We start from the raw sequence: 19,620 nt of genomic DNA, 5'->3' as shown, positions 1-19,620 counted from the left end.
GATAAAATGGCGTTTTTTAATCATTGGAACACGTCATGGGTTTCTTAACCGGTAAAAAATTCCTGATCACTGGAATCTCTTCTAATCGCTCTATTGCTTATGGAATTGCAAAGGCTTGTGCCAGAGAAGGCGCTGAACTAGCTCTTTCCTATAACAACGAACGCTTTAAAGAACGCGTGCAGGGCTTTGCCGATGAATTCGGCGCCGGACAAGTCATTAAGTTAGATGCATCTTTCGATGAATCAATTGATTTAGCAGCCCTTGAACTCGCCAATCGCTGGACCGACGGTTTTGACGGCTTTGTCCACTCGATCGGCTGGGCGCCCCGCGAATCCATCAGCGGCAGCTTCCTCGAAGGCGCTTCCCGCGAAGGCTTCCTCTCCGCAATGAACGTCTCCGTTTACTCCTACATTGCGATGGCTAAGAGAATGGTCCCGTTAATGGCCGGCCACAAAGCTTCTTTGCTGACATTGTCTTACCTCGGCGGAGAAAAGGTCGTTCCCAATTACAACACGATGGGACTTTGCAAAGCAGCGCTTGAATCTGCTACCCGCTATATTGCTGCTGACGTCGGCCCGCAAGGCATTCGCGCCAACACACTCTCCTGCGGCCCGATTAAGACTCTTGCCGCAAGCGGCATTAAAGGCTTTAGCTCAATGTTGGCTCAGTGCAAAGCCGTTTCTCCGAGTCGTTCTTTGGTTTCAATTGATGAAGTCGGCAACACCGCAGCCTTCCTTCTTTCCGACAATTCTCTTGGAATCACTGCGGAAACCATCTATATCGACGGCGGCTTTAATGCTCTTGCCTGCTGCGTCGATCAGACAGCATCTGAAAACGCCTAATCATTAGCGCTCTAGTTCTCAATGGGCGGCCTTCACGGCCGCTTATTTATATTTCGGAACACCGAGGTCTTTTTCTTTGAGTTTCTTCATTCGCTCGGCATCTTCAATCGCCCATTCTTTAAAGAGCCCTCTCATCCATTTATGCGCCGGATCTCGGTGCTTGCTGTCCGACCAAATCAGAACATTCCATTTTTCGGTCTCTTCAAAATCAATTGGCAAGGGAAGCGCCGTTAACTTATAGGCCTTCATTGCCAGCTCTGCAGCACGCCAGCCGCAAACCGAAATCAAATTCGTCTTCTCAATAGCGCCCCATGCAGAATAGAAACGCGACGTAGAAAACCTCGTGTGTTCCATAAACCTTTCGTATTGGAATAAGCCTTGCTCAGGGCCGACCCAGGATGCGGACCGACCTGTCCGAATAGATACACGGTCATAAACTTGAAGGTATCGAGTTAACAAAGGACCTTTGAGTTGCGTAAGTGGATGCCCCTTCCTGACAAGCAACACACGATCCAGCGGGTAAAGCTTCATTCGGTGGAGATCCGGCGCCAGATCAACGTCCGTGATTACCGCAAAATCCGCTTTGCCTTCACTTACAGCGGCGATCTCATTGTCGTGCTTGCTCAGGTCTAATCGTACTTTCGGCGCTCTTTCAATCATTTTCGGCAGTACACCGGAAATCACGACAGAGATTTCGGTCATCACTGAGCTCAAGACAAAAGTCCTTGTGGATTGACTCGGATCAAACTGCATATCCATCATCGCTTCAGAAGCTTCCAAAATCTGATGAATCTGCGGCTTGATCTGCAGGTAGTAGTTTGTCGGCACCCAGATTCCTTCCATTTGTCTAAAAATTTCCTGCGGAAAGTACGAACGTATCCGAGAAAAGTTCCTGCTTGAGGAAGACGGAGACAAATTTAACAACAACCCCGCGCGAAGCAAAACGCCCGTCTTTTCTAGCTCCGCAAGAAACCTCGTATCGTCAATAGAAAGTTTGGTAATGTCCGCCACAGTGATAACCCTTTGTCAACAATGCAAAGATAGGAGTGCAACTTGCGCAAAGTATATCGCCATAAGGCACGCTTAAGATACTCCTAGAAACACCAAGCGGTACACCACTTAATAACCACAAAACAAGGAGAATTACGATGCTTCGTAGAAGTCTGCTTACATCTGCTATCGCAGCCTCTTTACTCACCACTTTCTCGCTTCCTGCATTCGCAACGCAGGTTTATGAGACCGACCTCGTTATCATCGGGGGCGGCCTGTCCGGTTTGGCAGCAGCTCAGAGCGCAGTTGACCAAGGCGCTAAACCGATCGTCCTCGAAAAAGAAGCTGCCCTGGGCGGCGGCGGAAACTTCCCTGAAGGAAGTCTTGGCGTCGGCACCCGTTATCAGAAGGAACACAACATCAACACCACCGTTGACCAGGTTCTTACTGCCGCTCTGCAGTACCATCACTATCGCGCTGACCCGCACGTCCTTCGTGTTCTGATTGAAGAATCCGGAAAGACCATAGACTGGGTTATGGACAAAGGCGTCAAATGCTGCGGCATCCGCACCATGTATCCGAAAGATGAATCCCTGATGACATGGCACTTGTTCAAAGGCGGTGCTGCCGGCATCATCCAGCGCTTCGCTAAGGAAGTTCGCGCCAAAGGCGGCACAATCCTCACCGAAACCCCGGCCAAGAAACTGATCGTTGAAAACGGTAAAGTGGTAGGTGTTGAAGCTGTCGACGGCGAAGGCGAAAAAGTCATCGTCAAGGCCAAGAAAGTCATTATCGCTACCGGCGGTTTCGAATCCAATAAAGAAATGCTCGCCAAGTACGTGAACGACTCCTCTGCTCTAGGTATGTTTGAACCGGTTTGGTACCGCGGTCCTGTAACCGACGGTAAGAACGGTGACGGCCGTACGGGTGACGGCATCCAAATGGCTCAGTTAGTCGGTGCAGGCGTTAAAGGTATGCATACCATTGCAGGTAACGCTCCGTACCTCGCCGACCTGCCCCCGATCAACCAGTTCATGGGCGCTGATGAACTCAAGCAAGGCCGCTGCGCTTTGGCTCAGCCCTGGCTCTGGGTTGATCAGCACGGCAAACGCTTCTTCAACGAATCCCGTGGTGCTGTTTTCGTTGATGTCTACAATGCCATGACAAGTGCCGGCGGCGTAATGTACAACATCATCGACCAGCAGAAATATGATCAGTTGGTTAACAAGGGCGCTTTGCTTCCGTTCAACGCCATCGTTCTTGCCGGCGTTCCTCTGAAGGCTCTTCCGAAGACTTTCGAAATCGGTCAGCAGAGAGGTTGGGCTTTCAAGGCTGACACAATCGACGACCTAGCTGCACAGATCGGCGTACCTGCTTCCAACCTGAAAGAAACAATGAACAAGGTGAACGAATACGCTAAAGCTGGTAAAGATCCGGAATTCGGCCGTCTGCCTGAACACCTTGCAACTTTCAATATGGAAAAAGGTCCGTACTATGCTCTGAAAGGCATCCGCGCATTCTTCCTAACTTTGGGCGGCGTCACTGTCAATCCGAAGTTCCAGGCTCTGAATCCGCAGGGCGACGTGATCGACAACCTCTATGTCGTCGGTCAGGATATCGGCGGTTTGTATGACTCTTCTTACGACCTCCGCTGCGAAGGCTCTGCCTCTTCGTTCGCTATGACCAGCGGCCGCTTAGCTGCTGACAACGCTCTTGCCGATGTCAAAGCCGGTAAGTAACTTCTAGAGAAGCCCGGACCGTAGGGTCCGGGTCTAAAAACGGAAGAAAAAAATGAAATTTAACCGCCTCATTACCACCGCAGCAATTCTGTTAGCCGGCGCCTTCTGTACTGCTCAGGCTGCTCCCACCATGGCAAAGCACATGCAAAAAGGCGTGACTTGCGAACAGTGTCACAACTCTTCCGCTCCGGTTGCCGCTGCCAAGTCCAAGGCTTGTATGAAATGCCATAACTACCAGGACTTAGCCGCTGCTTCTGCCGCAAAGAAAGTAGCTTTAAACCCGCATGATTCTCATGCCGGACAGCTTCGCTGCACACTTTGCCATAAAGAACACGAACAAAGCGTTCTCTACTGCCGTCAGTGCCACAAGAACGCAGAAGACAAACGCTTTGATATGGCTGTACCTTAATCATTCCTAAAAATTGTCAAACTATTTTTGAACTCCCGCCTCTCCTCGGGAGTTTTTGCGGCCAAGCTAATGGCCGCTTTATTTTTTCAAAGCGACCATAGCTTAATTTCATTAGTTATCCAGGAATCCGATGGTTCTTCTGGAAGAAGACATCTGGCCTTCCTTCAGTTGAGTTTCAACTTTCAGCATGTCGACAATCTTTTCTCCGGAAACAGCTTTGGTAAAACGAAGTCTTCTGTCGATAGCCGCAAAATCTCCCGGGGAAAGATTTCTGATCTTCCGCAGATTGTTCACTTCGTTTCCGACAGAGAATTTCCACTTCTGAGCCAGTCTTCTGTACATTTCTTCTGCCTGATCATCAGTCATGTATTCGAGTTTGGCCTTCAAGTCGAATCTTCTCAGACAAGCGTTATCCATCAGATCCAAAAGGTTCGTTGTTGCCACAAGGTAGCCTTCATAAGACTCCATCTGAGTCAAAAATTCGTTGACTTGCGTAACTTCCCAGGAATGATTCGCGGTTCTTCGATCTTGAAGGAAAGAATCAATTTCATCAAAGAGTAGAACGGCATTTTCTCTTTTTGCTTCTTCAAAGGCAGCGGCGATATTGTGTTCTGTACCGCCGACATAGCAGTTCAGAAGATCCGACGCTTTTTTCATGATGAGAGGGCGTTCAAGCTTCTTTGCGAGCCAATGACAAAATTCTGTCTTGCCCGTGCCCGGGGGACCGTAAAGACATAACCTTCCGGCGCCCGCTTCTTTGAGGCCTTTCGATAAAGCTTCCAGATCTGTATCGGAGTTGCTTAAAGCAGGGTCGAACTTTCCGATTTTCTTCGTCGCGGCAGCCAGTTTTCCAAAACCTTGTGCTTTGAGAATATCTTCGAGAAGAGCCATCAAAGAGTCTTCCGGAAACTTAACTTTATTACCTTGGAGGTTGTCCACGATCTCTCCGACTTGAGCGACAAGTGCCGGAGAAAGATTTTCCGTATTCACCAGACGACTAATGTTTTCTTCAGACAAAGATTTGGCCAATGCTCCTTGTGCGAGCTTCTCCATTTGAGCTCGAGGCGGATAACCAACCTTTAGGACAAAATGAAATCTTCTGATAATGGCAGCATCCATAGAACGCAGAGAGTTCGTTGTCCACACGGTCAGCTTTTTAGTGTTTTCGAGTGCGGTATTGATGCGCGCTTTGTTTGTACGATCAGTCGTTCCTTGGACCAGATCGCTGTTGAAAACGTCATCCGCTTCATCAATCAGAATTGCCGTGACGGCGTCGTTCCGACTTAACTTGCAGGCTCGTTCCCAGCAAGCCAAAACCTTTTCCTCTCTTCCGAGTTTTAATGTGTAAGCTTTTTTACCGGCTTGTTCAATCAAAAGTTTTCCTAATTCCGTCTTTCCAGAACCAGGAGGACCATACAAAAGAACATTGACGCCTCTGGGGCCTTCATCTTTAATCCCCTTTAAAAACGGAACGACTAAAGAGTCAATCACAGGTAGATACTTGACGTCTTCGAGCGTGAGACGAGACTTGTTGCAAGGAGTGAGGATTGAACTTACAAGCTGCTTCTTTTCGATTTTCCCGAAGAAGAGATCAAAGAAGGAAATACCGGATTTGGATTCAAAGTAGTCCTCGAAATCAATATTAGAAGACTCTCTGTCTACGCCGAAGATTGCCATTCGGATAAGTTTGCCATCCGGCCCGAGCATTTCTTGGACCTTTTCCAAAGGCAGGCCCAACGTTTTTGCGATGACCTCCAGCACGAGGAAAAAGCCGCGGTCGGAATAACTGAAAGAGTTCAGGGCTCTTCTCAAGTTTCGATAGGCAAGAGTGAAGAAGATGAAGGCGGTGACTAGACCTTCATCTTCGGAAAGGTCATAGGCTTCTTTGATGAGTTCAAGATTAGCCGCAAAACCTTTCGGGTAGAAACCGTGCAAATCAATCTCTTTCTTAATGTTGCGATAAACCTTCTTCATGGAAACTGGAGGATTGTCGATGCGCTTTCTAAGCTCTGTTTTCACAGATTTGTATCGACTAAAAACACTGTCTCCTGCATCGTCAAGTAATTCAGTGTCGCCTTCTTCTTTTCCTTTAAGTTCGTAAAGTTCCGAAACGTCGTTTTCGATTTCCTGCTGCCACGCCTTGACCACTCGGATATTTGCCATCTCCTGCACATCATCGAGTTCCAACGATTTATAGCCGGAGAGTTCGATCAAAATCTTGGATGTCCAATATTCAACACACAAGGTACCCTGCTGTTCTGAATCCGGAATAGAACGAAGACGGTTATCACTAAACATTTTTTCAAAGACACTTGTTCTTCTGCGAGGCATTTTTGTTCTCCTTCTATGTTGTTATTTTTGCATTTGAAGCGAAAGAAATTGACGCAGTAAAACCGATTAAAATAAAAATCAATACGCGCCTTGCGACAGAAATTTGACCTTGGAGAGCCTAAGGATGGGAAGAAAACACGATAAAAAAGAAGAAGCATCGATCATTTTGGAGATTCTCAATCGAATACCGCTGAGCAAACGGTTTGTCTCGGTGGACGACATTCTTAATTCTTTGGCATCCGCAAACATTGATGTCAGCAGGCGGTCACTGCAGCGTTACTTGAAGCAAATGTATGACTGCGGTAAATACGGTTTGGTGCGCGACGACCGAGGAAATGCCTACGGTTACCGAAGAGAACGCACGGATTCCATCACCGACAATATTCACTTAAAACCGAATGAATGTCTGCTTCTGAGAATTGCGCAGGAGCACATGAAGTATCAGATTCCGGGAACCGTCCTCAAATCGTTGGGATTCTTATTTGATGCGGCTTCCGAAATGCTCAAGGAAAAAGGTTCGAACGCCAAAGAAAATCAATGGCTCAACAAAGTCTGCGTCATTTCATCCTCAATTCCGCAAATGCCTTCCAAGGTACTTCCGAGAATCTTTGATGCGGTCTCCGAAGCGTTGTATTCGGAAAAGAAACTCAGAATCGAATACACCAACATGAACGGCAAAACCACGAGCGCCGTTATCTCTCCTCTTGCCCTGGTTCAGCAAGATGTCCGACTCTACTTAATTTGTCAGTTCGATCATTTCGACAACGTCGTCCATCTGGCGCTTCATCGTTTCAAAAAGGCTGAAGTCACCTCTTTTGATGCGCACCGCCCGGAAGAGTTTGATCTCCAGTCTTACATTCACGACCGTCACTTTAATTACAGCAATGGAGAATGGGTCCACTGGATATTGGAGTTCAAGAGCGATGTCACGGCAAAGAACTTAGAGGAAACGCCTTTCAACACTTCTCAGAAATTGCTTAAAAAAGAAGACGGAACCTGGCGTCTGGAAGTTGACATCCAGGATTCCAGGATGCTGGACGGCTGGGTGACCATGTGGAAGAACGATGCTCAGATCACGCTCAGTCAAAAGGAATATTTAGAAAGAGAAACCGGTGATTACGATGAATAACAATAACCAGAGGATCTTCTCCGGTCGCTTGGTTTCTTCAATAGTTATTAAGGATTTCGGACGTCGGTAATGGAGTCATCGACTTCGCTCAGACGTTCTAAAAGCGTTCTGTTAATCTCAAGAAGTTTCTTGTAAGCTGCACGTGTCTTAAATAAATCAATAATGTTCTCTATACGGCGCTGAGCGATGTACGGAGAAATCGGACGCTGAATATAGTCAGCCACGCCCAGCGAATAAGCACGATGCACAACGTCATGCTCTAAGGATGCCGTAATCAGAAAGACAGGAATGCTCTCCACTAATCCTTCTTTGATCGCCTCCTCCAAAAAGGTTAAACCGTCCATCTCAGGCATGACATAGTCAAGAAGGATGGCACAGATGTCTTCTTTTTTCTTGCGGAGAATGTCCAGCGCCTCAGGACCGCTTTCGGCAAATTCGATCTCATGTCTTTGAGAGAACATGATAGACAGGACGTCTCGATTCAGCTCGACGTCATCCACAATCAAAATTGTATTTTTAGCCTGACCCATTTTTTTCTCTCTTTCCCGACTGATAAAACAGCGCTCGGCCGGATGCGTCCAAGACAAATACCGTTGTTTGAATCCATACCGAAAATATCTATGACCTACGCATCTTTTTTGCGCAAGGAAGAGGGATTTTCGGACAAGTTATACAGCTAATCAAATCTTGACCGTCTGCAATCAAACACAGTTGTTGATATTAACATCTTAGTGTTATATGCCAACGAATATGAAGCCTTGTTTTTACTGAGATTCGTCAGACTTTAGAAAAGAGAAAATTTTGAGCAAAAATAAAGGAGGCCCCGCAAGAGACCCCCTGAGTTCATTCTTCTTTCGAAGAAAGACTGTTCAGCAGAAATTACTGAGCTTTGGCAAGAGCAGCGTTAACACCGGCAAGGATACCCTTGGAGGAGTTTGTTGCTCCGGCGATAGTTTCAACACCCTTAGTGCCGTTCTTCTTAATGATTTCAGGGATCATGTTGTCGATCGGAGCCTGAATGATCATGTCGGTTTCAGTGTGTTTGAGGACCTTAATATCGGCAATCTTGCCGCCTTTGATAACGACGGAAACATCGATCTTACCGTGGTTGCCATCGCCCTGACCTTCGTATGTGCCGTCTTTGTAGGCAGCAGAAGCGGCGGTCATCAAGCAGAAGCTGGCGAGCAAGAGTACGAGTTTTTTCATCGGATTTAACTCCATTAAAAATAAAATAATTTTTAAGTAGACCGTCAAGAAAACTTGACGAACGTATTTATTCTATGGAAAAAGAAAGGCACTAAACGAAAAACAACGCTCATTTTGACGTTAACTTGCATTATTAGTGTTACTACGTATTAATTGAAATTCGGCCCTGTTACGTTTGATAACAGGGCCTAAAAAGCTGCCTTTTTACCAAGCCCCCATCCACGTAACTAACAGCGCATTGATCAGGTCGATGAGGAATGCTCCCACCAAACTAATGATGAGCCACGCCCTCGGGCTCGAACCGTATTTCTCGGCAATAGCCTGCATATTGGCTAAGCCGTTTGCCGTCGAACCCATGGAGAAACCGATGCCGCCGGCGCAAAGCATCACAGCGTCGTAGGTTTTTCCGAAGATAAAGAACATCGCCCAGGCAAACACCACCATGAGGATGGTTTGGCCGGCAAGAATGATCATGAGCGGAAGCGCAAGATTAAGAAGTTCATGCAGCTTTAATCCATTAATGGCCATCGTCACGAACAGCACCAAGCTGATTTCGGCGATAGCGTTCATTCCCTTGCCTTCGACCGTGTATTTGCCGGAGAAATCTCCGACGTTTCTGACGATTGCTGCCACGATCATGGATCCAATATATGCCGGAAGCGTGATGTACTGCCCCATGTACTGAGATAAAACGGCACCGAGACCCATACAGATGGCAACGATCGTTCCAGCCTTCAGCAGCTGCGGCGTATAAGTCGGATCTTTCTCTCCTTCAACAACTGTCGTTTCCAGATCTTCCGGAATATGCAGTTCCGGCTCCGGCGTATCAACTTCTTTCGGAGTAATGACTTTGTACTTACGAATGAGCCACTCGGCAAACGGTGCACCGATGAGCAAAGCCACTACCATGCCGAAAGTGGCTGCCGTAATGGCCACTGCCGTTCCGCCCTGTACGCCGTAAGTCTGTTCAAAATACGGACCGAAAGCCGCAGACGTTCCTAGACCGCCCATCATTGAAACCGAACCGGCCAGCAGACCGTAATGGAAATCCAATCCCATCATTTCTGCCAGGCCCATACCCAAGAAGTTCTGCAGAACGCAAAGAATGGTAATGACAAATAAGAACGAGACTAAAAGCTTTCCGCCTTCCGTAACGATTTTCAGACTGGCCGACAGGCCGATTGTCGTAAAGAAAGCCAGCATTAAAAGCGTCTGCAATGAGGTGTCAAAGTTGACTTTCATGAAATGGAAATATTCCAGGCAGGAAAGTACCAGTGCAACCAACATACCCCCCACGACCGGACTCGGCACGGAGTACTTTTCTAAAAACGGAACTTTTTTGCGCAGCCAAGCTCCGAAATAATAGGTCACCGCTGCAATCGCTACTGCCTGGATTGCCGACACGTTGACAATCAACATCCCGTCTGAAGAGTTCATTGTTCATGTTTCCTTATTTTCAACTAGAAACAATTATCTTCATTCATGGCCCGTGTTTTGCTTGTCTTTGGATAAGGTTTCCCGTCTTGAGAACCTAAGAGGAGAAATTTTCCGGATATAGCCTCTTTTCTCTCTTATCAGACAGCAAAAAGAGGCGATTTCCGAGCTTCCCTTCCTCTGAAATGTCCATAAGAAATGAGCCTTGTCTCATCTGCGGATGAATCCAAGGCTCTGATTCTGTCCAATTACGGATATTGATCGATTAAGCGGAAATTTTTTCTTTAGAACTCTCAACCGTTTTCCTTTTAGGCTGCGGTGCAACCTGCTCGATGATGTACTTCCAGGTCGCTTCTTTCGTCTCTTTATCTAAGGAGTCAAATCCCATCTTGTGCGTAAAGAAGAACCCTTCAAAGGCCATGATGGCAGTGAGCAGCTGAGGCGTCTTAATCGGAGAATCCTGAACCATCTTAAAAACCTTGGCGTACCAGTCATGGAAAGGTTTCAGCGCGTCGGGCTCGTGCAGAAGAAGCGCTAACAGCGCAACGCCCAGAACCGCAAAACCTCCATCATCTTTATCGAAGTCTTCATACCAAGAAGCATATCCGAGGATCAAAGGTTCCTCGGCATCTTGGTACTTGCTCATGTGAAAATTCATGCGCTCGTTTAAATGGTCGACGTACTCTTCTACCAATGCACAAAACAACGCCTTACGGTTCTTAAAGTGATAAAGAAAGGCACCTTTGCTCGTGCCGGATTCTTTAACGATCTTATCGATTGAGAGACGTCCTACCCCTTCCCGCACAATAAACGCACGAGTCGCATCCATAATTTTTGCGCGTGTCTTTAACGCGCGCTCGCTCATTACTCTGGGTCTGTAGGTTGTCTCCGTCATTTTTTCTTGAGAATAAATCTCACCTTCTTTTATTCGACCTAATTTTAGCTTCCGCGAATAGGAAATAGCCTCCCGTATCATCGGCCAATCAGTGTAAAACCTGAGTCCGCAAGCTCTCTTACGCAACTTTCTCTTTTGTATTCCGAAGCATTCAGCCAATCAAAAAAAACGACCGGATATTCTGCCGCTTTGGCGAATGATCCGGTCGTTCAAATTAACTCAGCTCAATTGTCTTCTAATGATTAGGGCTGATAGTTCTTCAGGAGTTCGTCTCCGTTCTGGAGGTCGATCGTGTAGATACGGTCCTGATCAACGAACGGGCTGTTGACTCGATAAGCCTTGTAAAGTTTTTCTGTCGCAGGACTCATCTTGAAGTTCTTGTTCTGCATCTTTCTCAAGTCAGCTGCCTGAGTGTTGTGAAGCAGTTCCATGGAAAGAACCAGGAACGTGTTGTCTGTAGCGCGTTTCAGTCTCTGAGCGGCCCGCGGCAGATTCGAAGCAGAGTCTTCGATGTTGCCTTCAACCGGGAAGCTGTCCAGAGATACCGGGTTGGCTAAGTCGATGTTTTCAGCGTAGATAGAAACCAAAGTGTCTTCTGTTGCACCGAAGGCATGACCTAAATTGTCTTTAGCAGCCAGATAACGAGACAAGTCGGTAAAGGCCGGTTCATCCAAACGCATCGTTCTCTGAACGGCATTGTGTCCGACATGACCTAAAGCAACGGTTGCGCGCTGGACGGCGAGTGCGACAGGCAGAACTTCAAAGTTAGCCGTCGGGATAATGGCGCCTTCGGCTTTCGGTGTCTTAATGAAATACTGAGCGACCTGGTCGTACTGAGTATCAGCCTTGTCGGCATTAACCATCACGCCGGGGTTATCATCAGAAGAGTTGATCTGAACATCGATCACTTTGTTCAGGTCATTAAGTGCATTCTGTGCTTCAGACAATGTGTAAACCGTTGTGCGGAAGCTCAGAGGATCCTGCAGTCTTCTGCTCGGATCTTTCTTCCAGAGATAAGAACCGGCGAGCACTTCACGCAATTCTTTAGCCTTTTCCTGCAGTCCGGGGAACGGATGGAAAGCTGTTGTCTGAGAAAGGAACGGGGCAACGTTGCCGTTCAAACCTTCCAGGCTGATGCCGTAGACAATCGGAGAAACTTTCAGAATCTGACCCATGGCCTTAGCTGCATCCATCGTAAGCGCCATAGCTACGGAGCTGTTGGACAAAATGCCTAAAGCATCTTTGCCTTCCGGAATCAGAGGTTTGATGTTTTTAGCTTTCAAAGCTTCAGCAGCGGGAACTTCTTTTCCGTCCACTAAAACTTTCCATTCGCCGATCATGGCGGAACCGACGTGTGAAGCTAAAGTAATGTCAGCATCCCCTAAGCTGCCCTTTGTCGGGATTACCGGTGTGACACCTTTATTCAAGAATTCGGCATAAAGTTCTGCAACTCTCGGCTGGACGCCGGAACCGCCGTTCAGCAGTGTGTTCAAACGAATGGCCATGGCCAAACGAACCAGTTTCGGATCAAGAATCGGACCGGCCGCAACGCTGTGACTTCTCAAGGTGCTGTAGTTGAAACGGCGGCTGGCTGCTTTAACTTCGTCACTTAATTCACCGTTGGCAGAAAGGACTTTATGGTCTTTGTTGAGACCGACACCGACGGTGAGACCGTAAATTTCTCGACCGTTTTTAGCGGCATCCAAAACCAGGTCGTAAGACTTCTGCACGCGGTTCATTGCTTCAGGGGCAATACTGACAGGAGCGCCCTCGGCGATGGCCCAAGCATCTTGCTGAGTCAGATTTTTTCCGTTGAGTTCGACGGCATTCGCGTTCATAGTTGCAAAGATAGCAATCACACACGCACTTAACTTTAATGTTTTCATTTTGAATTTCCAAGGGTAGAAAATTGGGGGCGCAAAGCCCCCGGTCCTCCCGTGCTTGGCGGGAGGATCAAAATATGAGATTTTTAATAGAGCTGAGAATTAGCGGGCTTTTGCTTCAGCAGCGGCACCGTCGCCAGCGATACGGCCGAAGACCATGATGTCTGTATAAGCATTGCCGCCGAGACGGTTGGTACCGTGGGTCGTACCTGTGACTTCACCGGCTGCAAAGAGGCCCGGAATCGGCTTGCCGTTTTTATCCAAAACTTCAGCCTTGGTATTGATCTTCAAACCGCCCATCGTGTGGTGTGTAGAAGGAACGGCTTTGATGATGTAATACTTGCCGGTAGACAGATCTTTCAGACCGCCGCGGTTATGGAAGTCTAAGTCTTTGCCGCCGTCTTTAGCCATCTGGCTGACGCGGTCAACCGTGGCCTTGAGGTTGGCGTAAGGAATGTGGAAGTAGTCTGCTGCACCCTTCAGTGTGTCGGACGTGTGCATAATGCCCTGCTTCGTGAAGGTCTTATATTCCGTGTCGTGAATCTTCACGGTGTTCGAAATCTTACCGATGTTGTCGTTCCACAGAACATAGCAGTAAGCACCGGGCTGCTTCAGGATAGCGTTGGAGATGACGTCGCGGCGTTCGAGTTCTTCAACGAAACGCTTGCCTTCCTGGTTAACCAAAATGGCGCCGTCAAAACGTGCGTCTGCAATCAGTTCGATCACGCCGGAGATCGGGTCGCAGATCGGATAGGTCTGGATGTAGCCCATGTTGACGAGCTGACCGCCGGCCTTCTCTGCCATGTACAGAGCTTCACCGGTGGTTCCGGGGGCGTCGGTTGTCTTAAAGCGTTCGTCAATAGCAGGGTTGTACTTCTTAACCATCTGAGCATTGGCGCCGAAACCGCCGGTAGCTAAAACAACACCGCCTTTAGCGTTGAAGGTGTACTCCTTACCGCCGGAAATAGCTTTCACGGCAACGACGCGGCCGTCTTTGTCTTTGACCAATTCTTCGGCCTTCATGTTAGTAATAACCGGAATGCCCATCTTGTCGGCAAGAGCGGAGAACTTGGTAATGACTTCTGTACCGGTATGGCCTTCCGGAATCAGGGCTCTTTTTCTGGAGTGACCGCCGAATTGGAAGACGTTGTCTTTTTCAAAATTGACACCGACCGTGTCTCTCAGCCACTCAGCTGTCGGAAGAGCGTTCGTTGTCATAACGCCGACGATTTCAGGGTCGCCCTGGAAGTCGCCGCCCTTAAGCGTATCGGCAGCCATTCTGGCAGGAGTGTCGTCCTTAATATTGAGTTTGTTCTGAACCCAAGAATTCGGAACGTTCATTTCAGCGCCGGAAATCAGAGAGTTTCCGCCGACGGTCGGCATTTTTTCAATAAGAACAACGTTAGCGCCTTTGCTCTTAGCTTCAACTGCGGCAGCAAAACCCGCACCGCCTGCACCGATAACCACTACGTCGTAATTCTGAACGGCAGGCATGGCTGCGTCAGCTTTCTTATCTTTCTTGACCTTGTCGGAGAGTTTGACACCGGCTTTCTTTGCTGCATCACTGACGGCGTTTAAGAAACCTTTAGAGGAGAAAGTCGCGCCGGCAATACCGTCGACCTTAACGGAGTTGTTGGCGATAACGGCATCTTTGAGATCTGTGAAGACCTTGGCGGCCAAGACCTTGTTTTCGTGGTCTTCCAGAACTTTGATGTCCTGGATTTTGCCGTTGTCAAAAGTCACGGCAAGTTTAATATCGCCGTGTTTACCGATGCCGGTACCCTCTGTCTGAACAGGAGCGGCAGAAACAGAAGTAAGAGCAGCCGCAGAAAGTAATGCAGTAAAAAGAATCGATGTTTTGAACATAGTGTTTACCGAAGAGAAATGTTCGTTAATCAAAACAGTCTAACTAGACTGTTGAGAGAATTATAGGATCAAACAGTCTGTTTAGACTGTTTGATTAATGCAACAATCCTAAGTATTTTCCCTTATATTTTTAGAACGAACCCATTAATGATGGGACGGTTCCGGGGCAAAAAGCCATGAAATAACGAAACCGAACATGGATATAGCCGCACCGATCAAGAGTACACTGCTGACGCCCAAACCCTCAAAAGCCATTGGGAAACCGAGGGTTACAACAAAAACACCGACCCTGGAGACACTTCCGAGAATGCCGAGTGCTGTGGACCGAATGGATGTAGGAAACAATTCAGCCGGATAAACATAATCCAATACGCTCTGGACGCCATAGCTCAATGCGTAGATCGAGAGCAACAGACAAACAACGAAATTTGTTAGGACTTGGCCCGGAGACAAGAGAGCCAAGGACACAGCCATAATTCCGAAAGTCCACAAGATGACGGGCCGGCGTGCAAAATGCGGAACAATTTTTATGGCGGCAAGGCTGCCGATAAGGAAGAATGAGTCAGTCAGGACCAGTTGTCCGACGTCAGTGTCAAAGTTCGAAGTTCCTAATGCTCCGATAAGAACCGGGCCAAACATCAAAAGAACCGTTACCGGAATCGCTTGGCAAATCCAAAAAACAGAAAGGTATGCAAGATTTTTTAGGTTTATTGGCTTAAACAAGGCTGCCTGATGAGCCGCCTTTACTTCATGTTTTGCTTCTTCAGCTTCAATACCTAAACGAAGACGGCTCTCTTCCGCTTGCTTGATTCGGCCCTTGCTTTTTAACCACTGAACGGACTCCGGAGCATTAAAACGAGCAACTCCTAAGATCAGTCCGATAACGCAGGGAATCGCAGCAAAAAACTCCCAGGGCAGACCGGCTTTAACCGTCATATAGGCACAAACAGCCGCGGCTATCGCACCGATAAACCAAGCTGTCATTAAGAGAACCAACCGTTTCGCACGAAGAGATTTGGGAGAGTTCTCAGACAGCATGGCTTGAGCGATCGGAGAATCCCCTCCAATCGCTAAACCAAACAAAAATCTTGAAATAAACCAGCTTAAGGGACTGAAATTAACGAATTGGGCAATCGATAAAGCTGCAACGAACCAGGGAACAGTTCGGAAAAGAACCGCCCTTCCGTAAACGTCGGCGATTTTGCCAAATCCCATGGAGCCGATAAAGCTTCCCAATACATAGGCTGTTGCTACAAGTCCGAGTTCAAGTGCAGAAAACTGAAAGACGCTTTGGGCAAGAAGGAAAATGAAGCCTTGAGACGTCAGGACAAAACCGTCCATGAAGGCGGCTCCTGTCGCAGAAACGCAAAGACGACTTCCGCTGAAATTCTCTTTATTCTCAATAACCTGCATTTTTTCTTAACGATGGAAATTTATCAGGAAGGGTTGAGCCGCAACGAGATTGTGCCCTGCTTTACTGGTCATTCAACTATATTTCTCCACTTTAACCCACCATCAGTAGTTCGTCACTAGTGGTTGCTCCGTAAACGCGACGCGGCAGCGTGAAGTATTTTTACCTATTGCCTAATACTTGGAATTTAGGAAGCAATAAAAAATTTGTAGACCAGCGAAACCATCAAAATAATTAGAACGATGTAGAGAATGTTTCGGACGAATTTACCGCCGATCTTAATCGCGTAATAAGCCCCTACTCGATTTCCCAGCATGCTGGCAATGGCGCACGGGATGGCGATTTCATAACAAACGGCAGCACCGGAAGCAAAAGTCATAAACGCAGCAAAGTTGGCTGCGATATTAAAAGCCTTGGCAGTGCCGGACGACTGAACCATTCCGATCTTTAAAAACACATGCAGCGCAATCAAAAAGAACGTTCCGGCGCCCGGACCAAAAAATCCTTCATAAAAACCGATTAATACACCGATGAGAACAACGCGAAGCCAGAAGTGATCTTTAGGCAGTTCCCCTTCCGTAAGTTTGAAACCGCCGGTGAGAACTGTAAACAGAATCCCGAGCGGCAGCATGATCACAATGACCTTGCCCATGGTTGCGCCGTCAATCTGAAGCGCACAAAACGCGCCGAAAGAAGCACCCGCCATGGCGGAGAGCACGCCGACAGGAACGATCTTCTTCAAAATTAGGTTGCTTCGCCAAAAAGTCCAAAGCGCCACAACGGAGCCGATACTTGTCGCTAGCTTTCCTGTTCCGAGCGCCATGTGCGGCGGCATCCCAATCAGCAGAAGCGAGGGAGCCGTCACAAATCCGGCGCCGCCTGCAATTGAGTCAATAAATCCTGCAACGAAGAACGCAACGATACAAAATATCAACACGCCAAATGTTATTTCCATGGGATCAGCCGTATTGTTATTTTTTATTGATGAGAGAATGAGTTTAACCGAGTTAAGACGGATTAATCCGTTTTACGACTTGCCTTTCTAGGCAGAAAACATGGGTAATTCAAAGTTGCGTAATAGACTTCAGTTTTCCTCAGTTTGAGTGATTTGTCCGTTTTGGACTTCCTTTTTAGTTTAATTTGCTCAAATAAACGAAGAGATTTAGATTACAAATGACAAATGAGCTTGATCCGAAAACCCCTGTTTTAAAGGGCGTTGTAACGGAAGTATTGGATAACGGAAACGCAGGGAAAATCAACTGCGGACACGGCAACATCTACACCTTTGTATCCGACCAGCTGAAAACGGGCTACCTACCCGTATTAAAAGACGTTGTTGAGTTTAATTTGATTGAGGATCAGCCTTTTGCTATTCGACTGTTTCATCGCTCCCAAGCCCTCCACGATTCCAGTAGCAGCAGTGCCAGCCTTGATCTTCGCATGAAATGTCCGCACTGCGGAAAACCAATCCTGCCTAAAGCTGAATTCAAAGAAGGCCGCCTCATCGCTACGCACTGTCCCGAATGCAATGCCGAACTGGACAAGATTGAACGTCCGCCAAAGACGACGTTCTTCACATGGCTCATTGCCATTTTGGCCGCGCTGATTGTCGGCATTGTGGTTTACGGAATTTTTGAGCCTAACTTCTAAACCAAAGCGGCTGAACCTTTCGACTCAACCGCTTTCAACTAAAACTAATCGGGATCCTCCTTGGTGATCGGCAGTTTGGTCACCAATATCTGGTCGATTCGATTCATTTCCATGTCGATCACTTCGAAGCGATAGCCTGAGTATTCCACCTTATCCGTTAACTTCGGAATCTTGCGAAGCATATACATCATGAAGCCGGCAATGGTTTCATAGGTCTCTTCTTCCGGCATCTTCTCTATTTCAAAGGTCCGCTCCACATCCTCAATCGGAGTTGAACCGTCCAACAGCCACGTACCGTCATCACGCTGAACAATGTATGAGTTCTCCTCTGTTTGAACGAGGCTACCCATCACTGTACTCATGACGTCGCCTAACGTAATGATGCCGACCGTTAAAGCATATTCATTGACAACCGCGGCAAAGTCCCTGCCCTGCTTCTTAAACGTATCGAGTGCTTCAGATAAAGAAAGAGAATCCGGAATCATCGGAATAGTTTTAACCAGACCCTTTTCCTTCAAAGAAAATTTGTCATTTTCCAGGGCTTTGCAAAGCAAGTTCTTGGAGTCAACGTAACCTAACACTCGGTCAATTGTCGAATCGCAAACCAGATATTTACTATGCGGATTGCTTTCGATTAATGGGCGAATCTTCTCAAAGGTATCGCTGATTTTGAAATAAGTAACCGAATCTCGAGGAGTCATGGCGCTCGTAACTAAACGATCTTCGAGAGACATCACGTTTTCGATCGCTTCCTGCTCACTGCTGTCCAAAAGGCCGGCTTCTGTTCCGGCACCGACAGTAGCAAGAATATCCTCGCTGGTAATCGTGGTTTCATTCTTTGTCGGCAATCCCATGAGTTTAAGGATGCCGTTGCTCATCTCTGTTAACAGCCAAACGAACGGTTTGAAGAGCCAAATTAAAAACATCATCGAACCGATGAGCATCAAGGCCAAAGAAACAGGCTTATTTAAACCGATACGTTTGGGAATCAAGTCTGCAAACAGCACGAAAACCATCGTAATCGTAAAGAAAGAGCAGAAGAACCCTAAGGAAGAAGCCAGTTCAGGAGAACAGAAATAAAGGAACAGCTCCTCAAAGAACGGAGAAAAAAGCGTCTCACCGATAATACCACCCAAGATGGCAATGGCATTTAGGCCAATTTGAATCACTGAGAAGAACGGACCTGGTTTAACTTGAAGATCCAGCACTTTTTGTGCTCGTTTATCCCCCGCATCTAATGCTTGATGCAATTTAACTTTAGGAGATGCGGCTAGCGAAATCTCTGCCATAGAGAAATAACCGCTGAAAAGAATGAGAACAACAATGGCGATAATTCTAGTTGTTAGGTCCATTTCCATGGCTCGAACCCTCGAGGAAACAATACAATCTTTCCAATATATACAAAGGACGCTGTCAAGGGGTTGAATTTGATTTATTTTGAGATTTTACAACGAAGCGATCCAACCAAAACCAAAGTAGAATTACTTAGTTTGCTAATTGAATGTACACAAGGAAACCTTACCTTTTGAAAAGTTCAATTGAATCGCTTCAAATTAAAAAGGAAAAAATCTAAGACCTTACCCTCTCTTCAGAACAGGAAAAGCTAGGTAATTTCTAAGCTTCTGACAATCATTTTCCTCGAGCGGAGAACTCTCCAGCATTACCTTCATGCAGGGTAAGTCCGAACCATCCCCGCTTGCGCGGGGAACTCCTGAATAAACAGTTGAACGTATATACATTACGCGGTTCATCCCCGCTTACGCGGGGAACTCAGACGTGCAATCTCAGGTGCGTCCATGTTTGCCGGTTCATCCCCGCTTACGCGGGGAACTCGA

At 47.3% G+C, this 19,620-nt stretch carries 16 protein-coding genes; 5 read left to right on the top strand and 11 right to left on the bottom strand.

What is annotated here, in order from left to right; translation table 11 throughout:
- Positions 1 to 35: 35 nt before the first annotated feature.
- The gene (locus HMPREF9439_RS06175) at positions 36 to 842 is read left to right on the top strand and encodes an enoyl-ACP reductase FabI (protein WP_008864168.1); all 807 of its coding nucleotides are present in this window, start codon (positions 36 to 38) and stop codon (positions 840 to 842) included.
- Between the two features lie 42 nt (positions 843 to 884).
- Here the strand turns inward: HMPREF9439_RS06175 and HMPREF9439_RS06170 are convergent, their stop codons facing one another.
- Positions 885 to 1,685 carry a LysR substrate-binding domain-containing protein gene (locus HMPREF9439_RS06170; protein ID WP_240141247.1) on the bottom strand — a complete coding sequence of 267 codons (801 nt, stop codon included), beginning with the start codon at positions 1,683 to 1,685 and terminating at the stop codon, positions 885 to 887.
- 305 nt (positions 1,686 to 1,990) lie between these two features.
- Here HMPREF9439_RS06170 and HMPREF9439_RS06165 point away from each other — a divergent pair, with 305 nt between their 5' ends.
- Positions 1,991 to 3,571 carry an FAD-dependent oxidoreductase gene (locus HMPREF9439_RS06165; protein WP_008864167.1) on the top strand — a complete coding sequence of 527 codons (1,581 nt, stop codon included), beginning with the start codon at positions 1,991 to 1,993 and terminating at the stop codon, positions 3,569 to 3,571.
- Between the two features lie 52 nt (positions 3,572 to 3,623).
- Complete coding sequence (locus tag HMPREF9439_RS06160; protein WP_008811407.1) at positions 3,624 to 3,980, top strand: cytochrome c3 family protein; 357 nt, start codon at positions 3,624 to 3,626, stop codon at positions 3,978 to 3,980.
- 111 nt (positions 3,981 to 4,091) lie between these two features.
- Here HMPREF9439_RS06160 and HMPREF9439_RS06155 read toward each other — a convergent pair whose 3' ends face one another.
- Positions 4,092 to 6,311 (bottom strand): AAA family ATPase, encoded by a 2,220-nt coding sequence (locus HMPREF9439_RS06155; protein ID WP_141555152.1) that lies wholly within the window; start codon positions 6,309 to 6,311, stop codon positions 4,092 to 4,094.
- 124 nt (positions 6,312 to 6,435) lie between these two features.
- Between HMPREF9439_RS06155 and HMPREF9439_RS06150 the strand changes: the two genes are divergently transcribed.
- Entirely contained in the window at positions 6,436 to 7,440 is a 1,005-nt protein-coding gene (locus HMPREF9439_RS06150) for a helix-turn-helix transcriptional regulator (protein WP_008811409.1), read from the top strand.
- Between the two features lie 47 nt (positions 7,441 to 7,487).
- On the opposite strand, the gene HMPREF9439_RS06145 is transcribed toward HMPREF9439_RS06150, so the two are convergent.
- The 8 genes from HMPREF9439_RS06145 to HMPREF9439_RS06110 form a co-directional block, all read right to left on the bottom strand.
- A complete protein-coding gene (locus HMPREF9439_RS06145; RefSeq protein WP_008864165.1) occupies positions 7,488 to 7,970 on the bottom strand; it encodes a response regulator in 483 nt (160 codons plus the stop codon).
- A 349-nt stretch (positions 7,971 to 8,319) separates the two neighbouring features.
- Entirely contained in the window at positions 8,320 to 8,646 is a 327-nt protein-coding gene (locus tag HMPREF9439_RS06140; RefSeq protein WP_021867698.1) for an FMN-binding protein, read from the bottom strand.
- 204 nt (positions 8,647 to 8,850) lie between these two features.
- A complete protein-coding gene (gene gltS, locus HMPREF9439_RS06135; protein WP_008811412.1) occupies positions 8,851 to 10,083 on the bottom strand; it encodes a sodium/glutamate symporter in 1,233 nt (410 codons plus the stop codon).
- A 262-nt stretch (positions 10,084 to 10,345) separates the two neighbouring features.
- Positions 10,346 to 10,975 carry a TetR/AcrR family transcriptional regulator gene (locus HMPREF9439_RS06130; RefSeq protein ID WP_021867700.1) on the bottom strand — a complete coding sequence of 210 codons (630 nt, stop codon included), beginning with the start codon at positions 10,973 to 10,975 and terminating at the stop codon, positions 10,346 to 10,348.
- Between the two features lie 242 nt (positions 10,976 to 11,217).
- Positions 11,218 to 12,861 (bottom strand): HAL/PAL/TAL family ammonia-lyase, encoded by a 1,644-nt coding sequence (locus tag HMPREF9439_RS06125; protein WP_008864164.1) that lies wholly within the window; start codon positions 12,859 to 12,861, stop codon positions 11,218 to 11,220.
- Between the two features lie 99 nt (positions 12,862 to 12,960).
- Positions 12,961 to 14,724 (bottom strand): flavocytochrome c, encoded by a 1,764-nt coding sequence (locus HMPREF9439_RS06120; protein ID WP_008811415.1) that lies wholly within the window; start codon positions 14,722 to 14,724, stop codon positions 12,961 to 12,963.
- Between the two features lie 144 nt (positions 14,725 to 14,868).
- The gene (locus HMPREF9439_RS06115; protein WP_008811416.1) at positions 14,869 to 16,137 is read right to left on the bottom strand and encodes an MFS transporter; all 1,269 of its coding nucleotides are present in this window, start codon (positions 16,135 to 16,137) and stop codon (positions 14,869 to 14,871) included.
- 185 nt (positions 16,138 to 16,322) lie between these two features.
- The gene (locus HMPREF9439_RS06110; protein WP_008811417.1) at positions 16,323 to 17,090 is read right to left on the bottom strand and encodes a sulfite exporter TauE/SafE family protein; all 768 of its coding nucleotides are present in this window, start codon (positions 17,088 to 17,090) and stop codon (positions 16,323 to 16,325) included.
- 218 nt (positions 17,091 to 17,308) lie between these two features.
- On the opposite strand from HMPREF9439_RS06110, the gene HMPREF9439_RS06105 reads away from it, so the two are divergent.
- The gene (locus HMPREF9439_RS06105) at positions 17,309 to 17,785 is read left to right on the top strand and encodes a zinc ribbon domain-containing protein (RefSeq protein WP_008811418.1); all 477 of its coding nucleotides are present in this window, start codon (positions 17,309 to 17,311) and stop codon (positions 17,783 to 17,785) included.
- A 44-nt stretch (positions 17,786 to 17,829) separates the two neighbouring features.
- On the opposite strand, the gene paeA is transcribed toward HMPREF9439_RS06105, so the two are convergent.
- Positions 17,830 to 19,137, bottom strand: coding sequence for a polyamine export protein PaeA (gene paeA / locus HMPREF9439_RS06100; protein ID WP_240141244.1), 1,308 nt, complete (start codon positions 19,135 to 19,137; stop codon positions 17,830 to 17,832).
- Between the last annotated feature and the right edge of the window lie 483 nt (positions 19,138 to 19,620).

Source organism: Parasutterella excrementihominis YIT 11859 (assembly GCF_000205025.1).
GTDB classification, from domain to species: Bacteria; Pseudomonadota; Gammaproteobacteria; order Burkholderiales; family Burkholderiaceae_F; genus Parasutterella; species Parasutterella excrementihominis.
This window is presented reverse-complemented; position numbering and strand designations above follow the sequence as displayed.

Excerpts from the sequence above, each read along its gene's own strand:
- HMPREF9439_RS06170 (WP_240141247.1), bottom strand. The coding sequence starts at position 1,685 with ATGGAAGGAATCTGGGTGCCGACAAACTACTACCTGCAGATCAAGCCG.
- HMPREF9439_RS06150 (WP_008811409.1), top strand. The coding sequence starts at position 6,436 with ATGGGAAGAAAACACGATAAAAAAGAAGAAGCATCGATCATTTTGGAG.
- HMPREF9439_RS06115 (WP_008811416.1), bottom strand. The coding sequence starts at position 16,137 with ATGCAGGTTATTGAGAATAAAGAGAATTTCAGCGGAAGTCGTCTTTGC.
- HMPREF9439_RS06130 (WP_021867700.1), bottom strand. The coding sequence starts at position 10,975 with ATGACGGAGACAACCTACAGACCCAGAGTAATGAGCGAGCGCGCGTTA.
- HMPREF9439_RS06145 (WP_008864165.1), bottom strand. The coding sequence starts at position 7,970 with ATGGGTCAGGCTAAAAATACAATTTTGATTGTGGATGACGTCGAGCTG.
- HMPREF9439_RS06140 (WP_021867698.1), bottom strand. The coding sequence starts at position 8,646 with ATGAAAAAACTCGTACTCTTGCTCGCCAGCTTCTGCTTGATGACCGCC.
- HMPREF9439_RS06110 (WP_008811417.1), bottom strand. The coding sequence starts at position 17,090 with ATGGAAATAACATTTGGCGTGTTGATATTTTGTATCGTTGCGTTCTTC.
- HMPREF9439_RS06175 (WP_008864168.1), top strand. The coding sequence starts at position 36 with ATGGGTTTCTTAACCGGTAAAAAATTCCTGATCACTGGAATCTCTTCT.
- gltS (WP_008811412.1), bottom strand. The coding sequence starts at position 10,083 with ATGAACTCTTCAGACGGGATGTTGATTGTCAACGTGTCGGCAATCCAG.
- HMPREF9439_RS06120 (WP_008811415.1), bottom strand. The coding sequence starts at position 14,724 with ATGTTCAAAACATCGATTCTTTTTACTGCATTACTTTCTGCGGCTGCT.
- paeA (WP_240141244.1), bottom strand. The coding sequence starts at position 19,137 with ATGGACCTAACAACTAGAATTATCGCCATTGTTGTTCTCATTCTTTTC.
- HMPREF9439_RS06155 (WP_141555152.1), bottom strand. The coding sequence starts at position 6,311 with ATGCCTCGCAGAAGAACAAGTGTCTTTGAAAAAATGTTTAGTGATAAC.
- HMPREF9439_RS06165 (WP_008864167.1), top strand. The coding sequence starts at position 1,991 with ATGCTTCGTAGAAGTCTGCTTACATCTGCTATCGCAGCCTCTTTACTC.
- HMPREF9439_RS06105 (WP_008811418.1), top strand. The coding sequence starts at position 17,309 with ATGACAAATGAGCTTGATCCGAAAACCCCTGTTTTAAAGGGCGTTGTA.
- HMPREF9439_RS06125 (WP_008864164.1), bottom strand. The coding sequence starts at position 12,861 with ATGAAAACATTAAAGTTAAGTGCGTGTGTGATTGCTATCTTTGCAACT.
- HMPREF9439_RS06160 (WP_008811407.1), top strand. The coding sequence starts at position 3,624 with ATGAAATTTAACCGCCTCATTACCACCGCAGCAATTCTGTTAGCCGGC.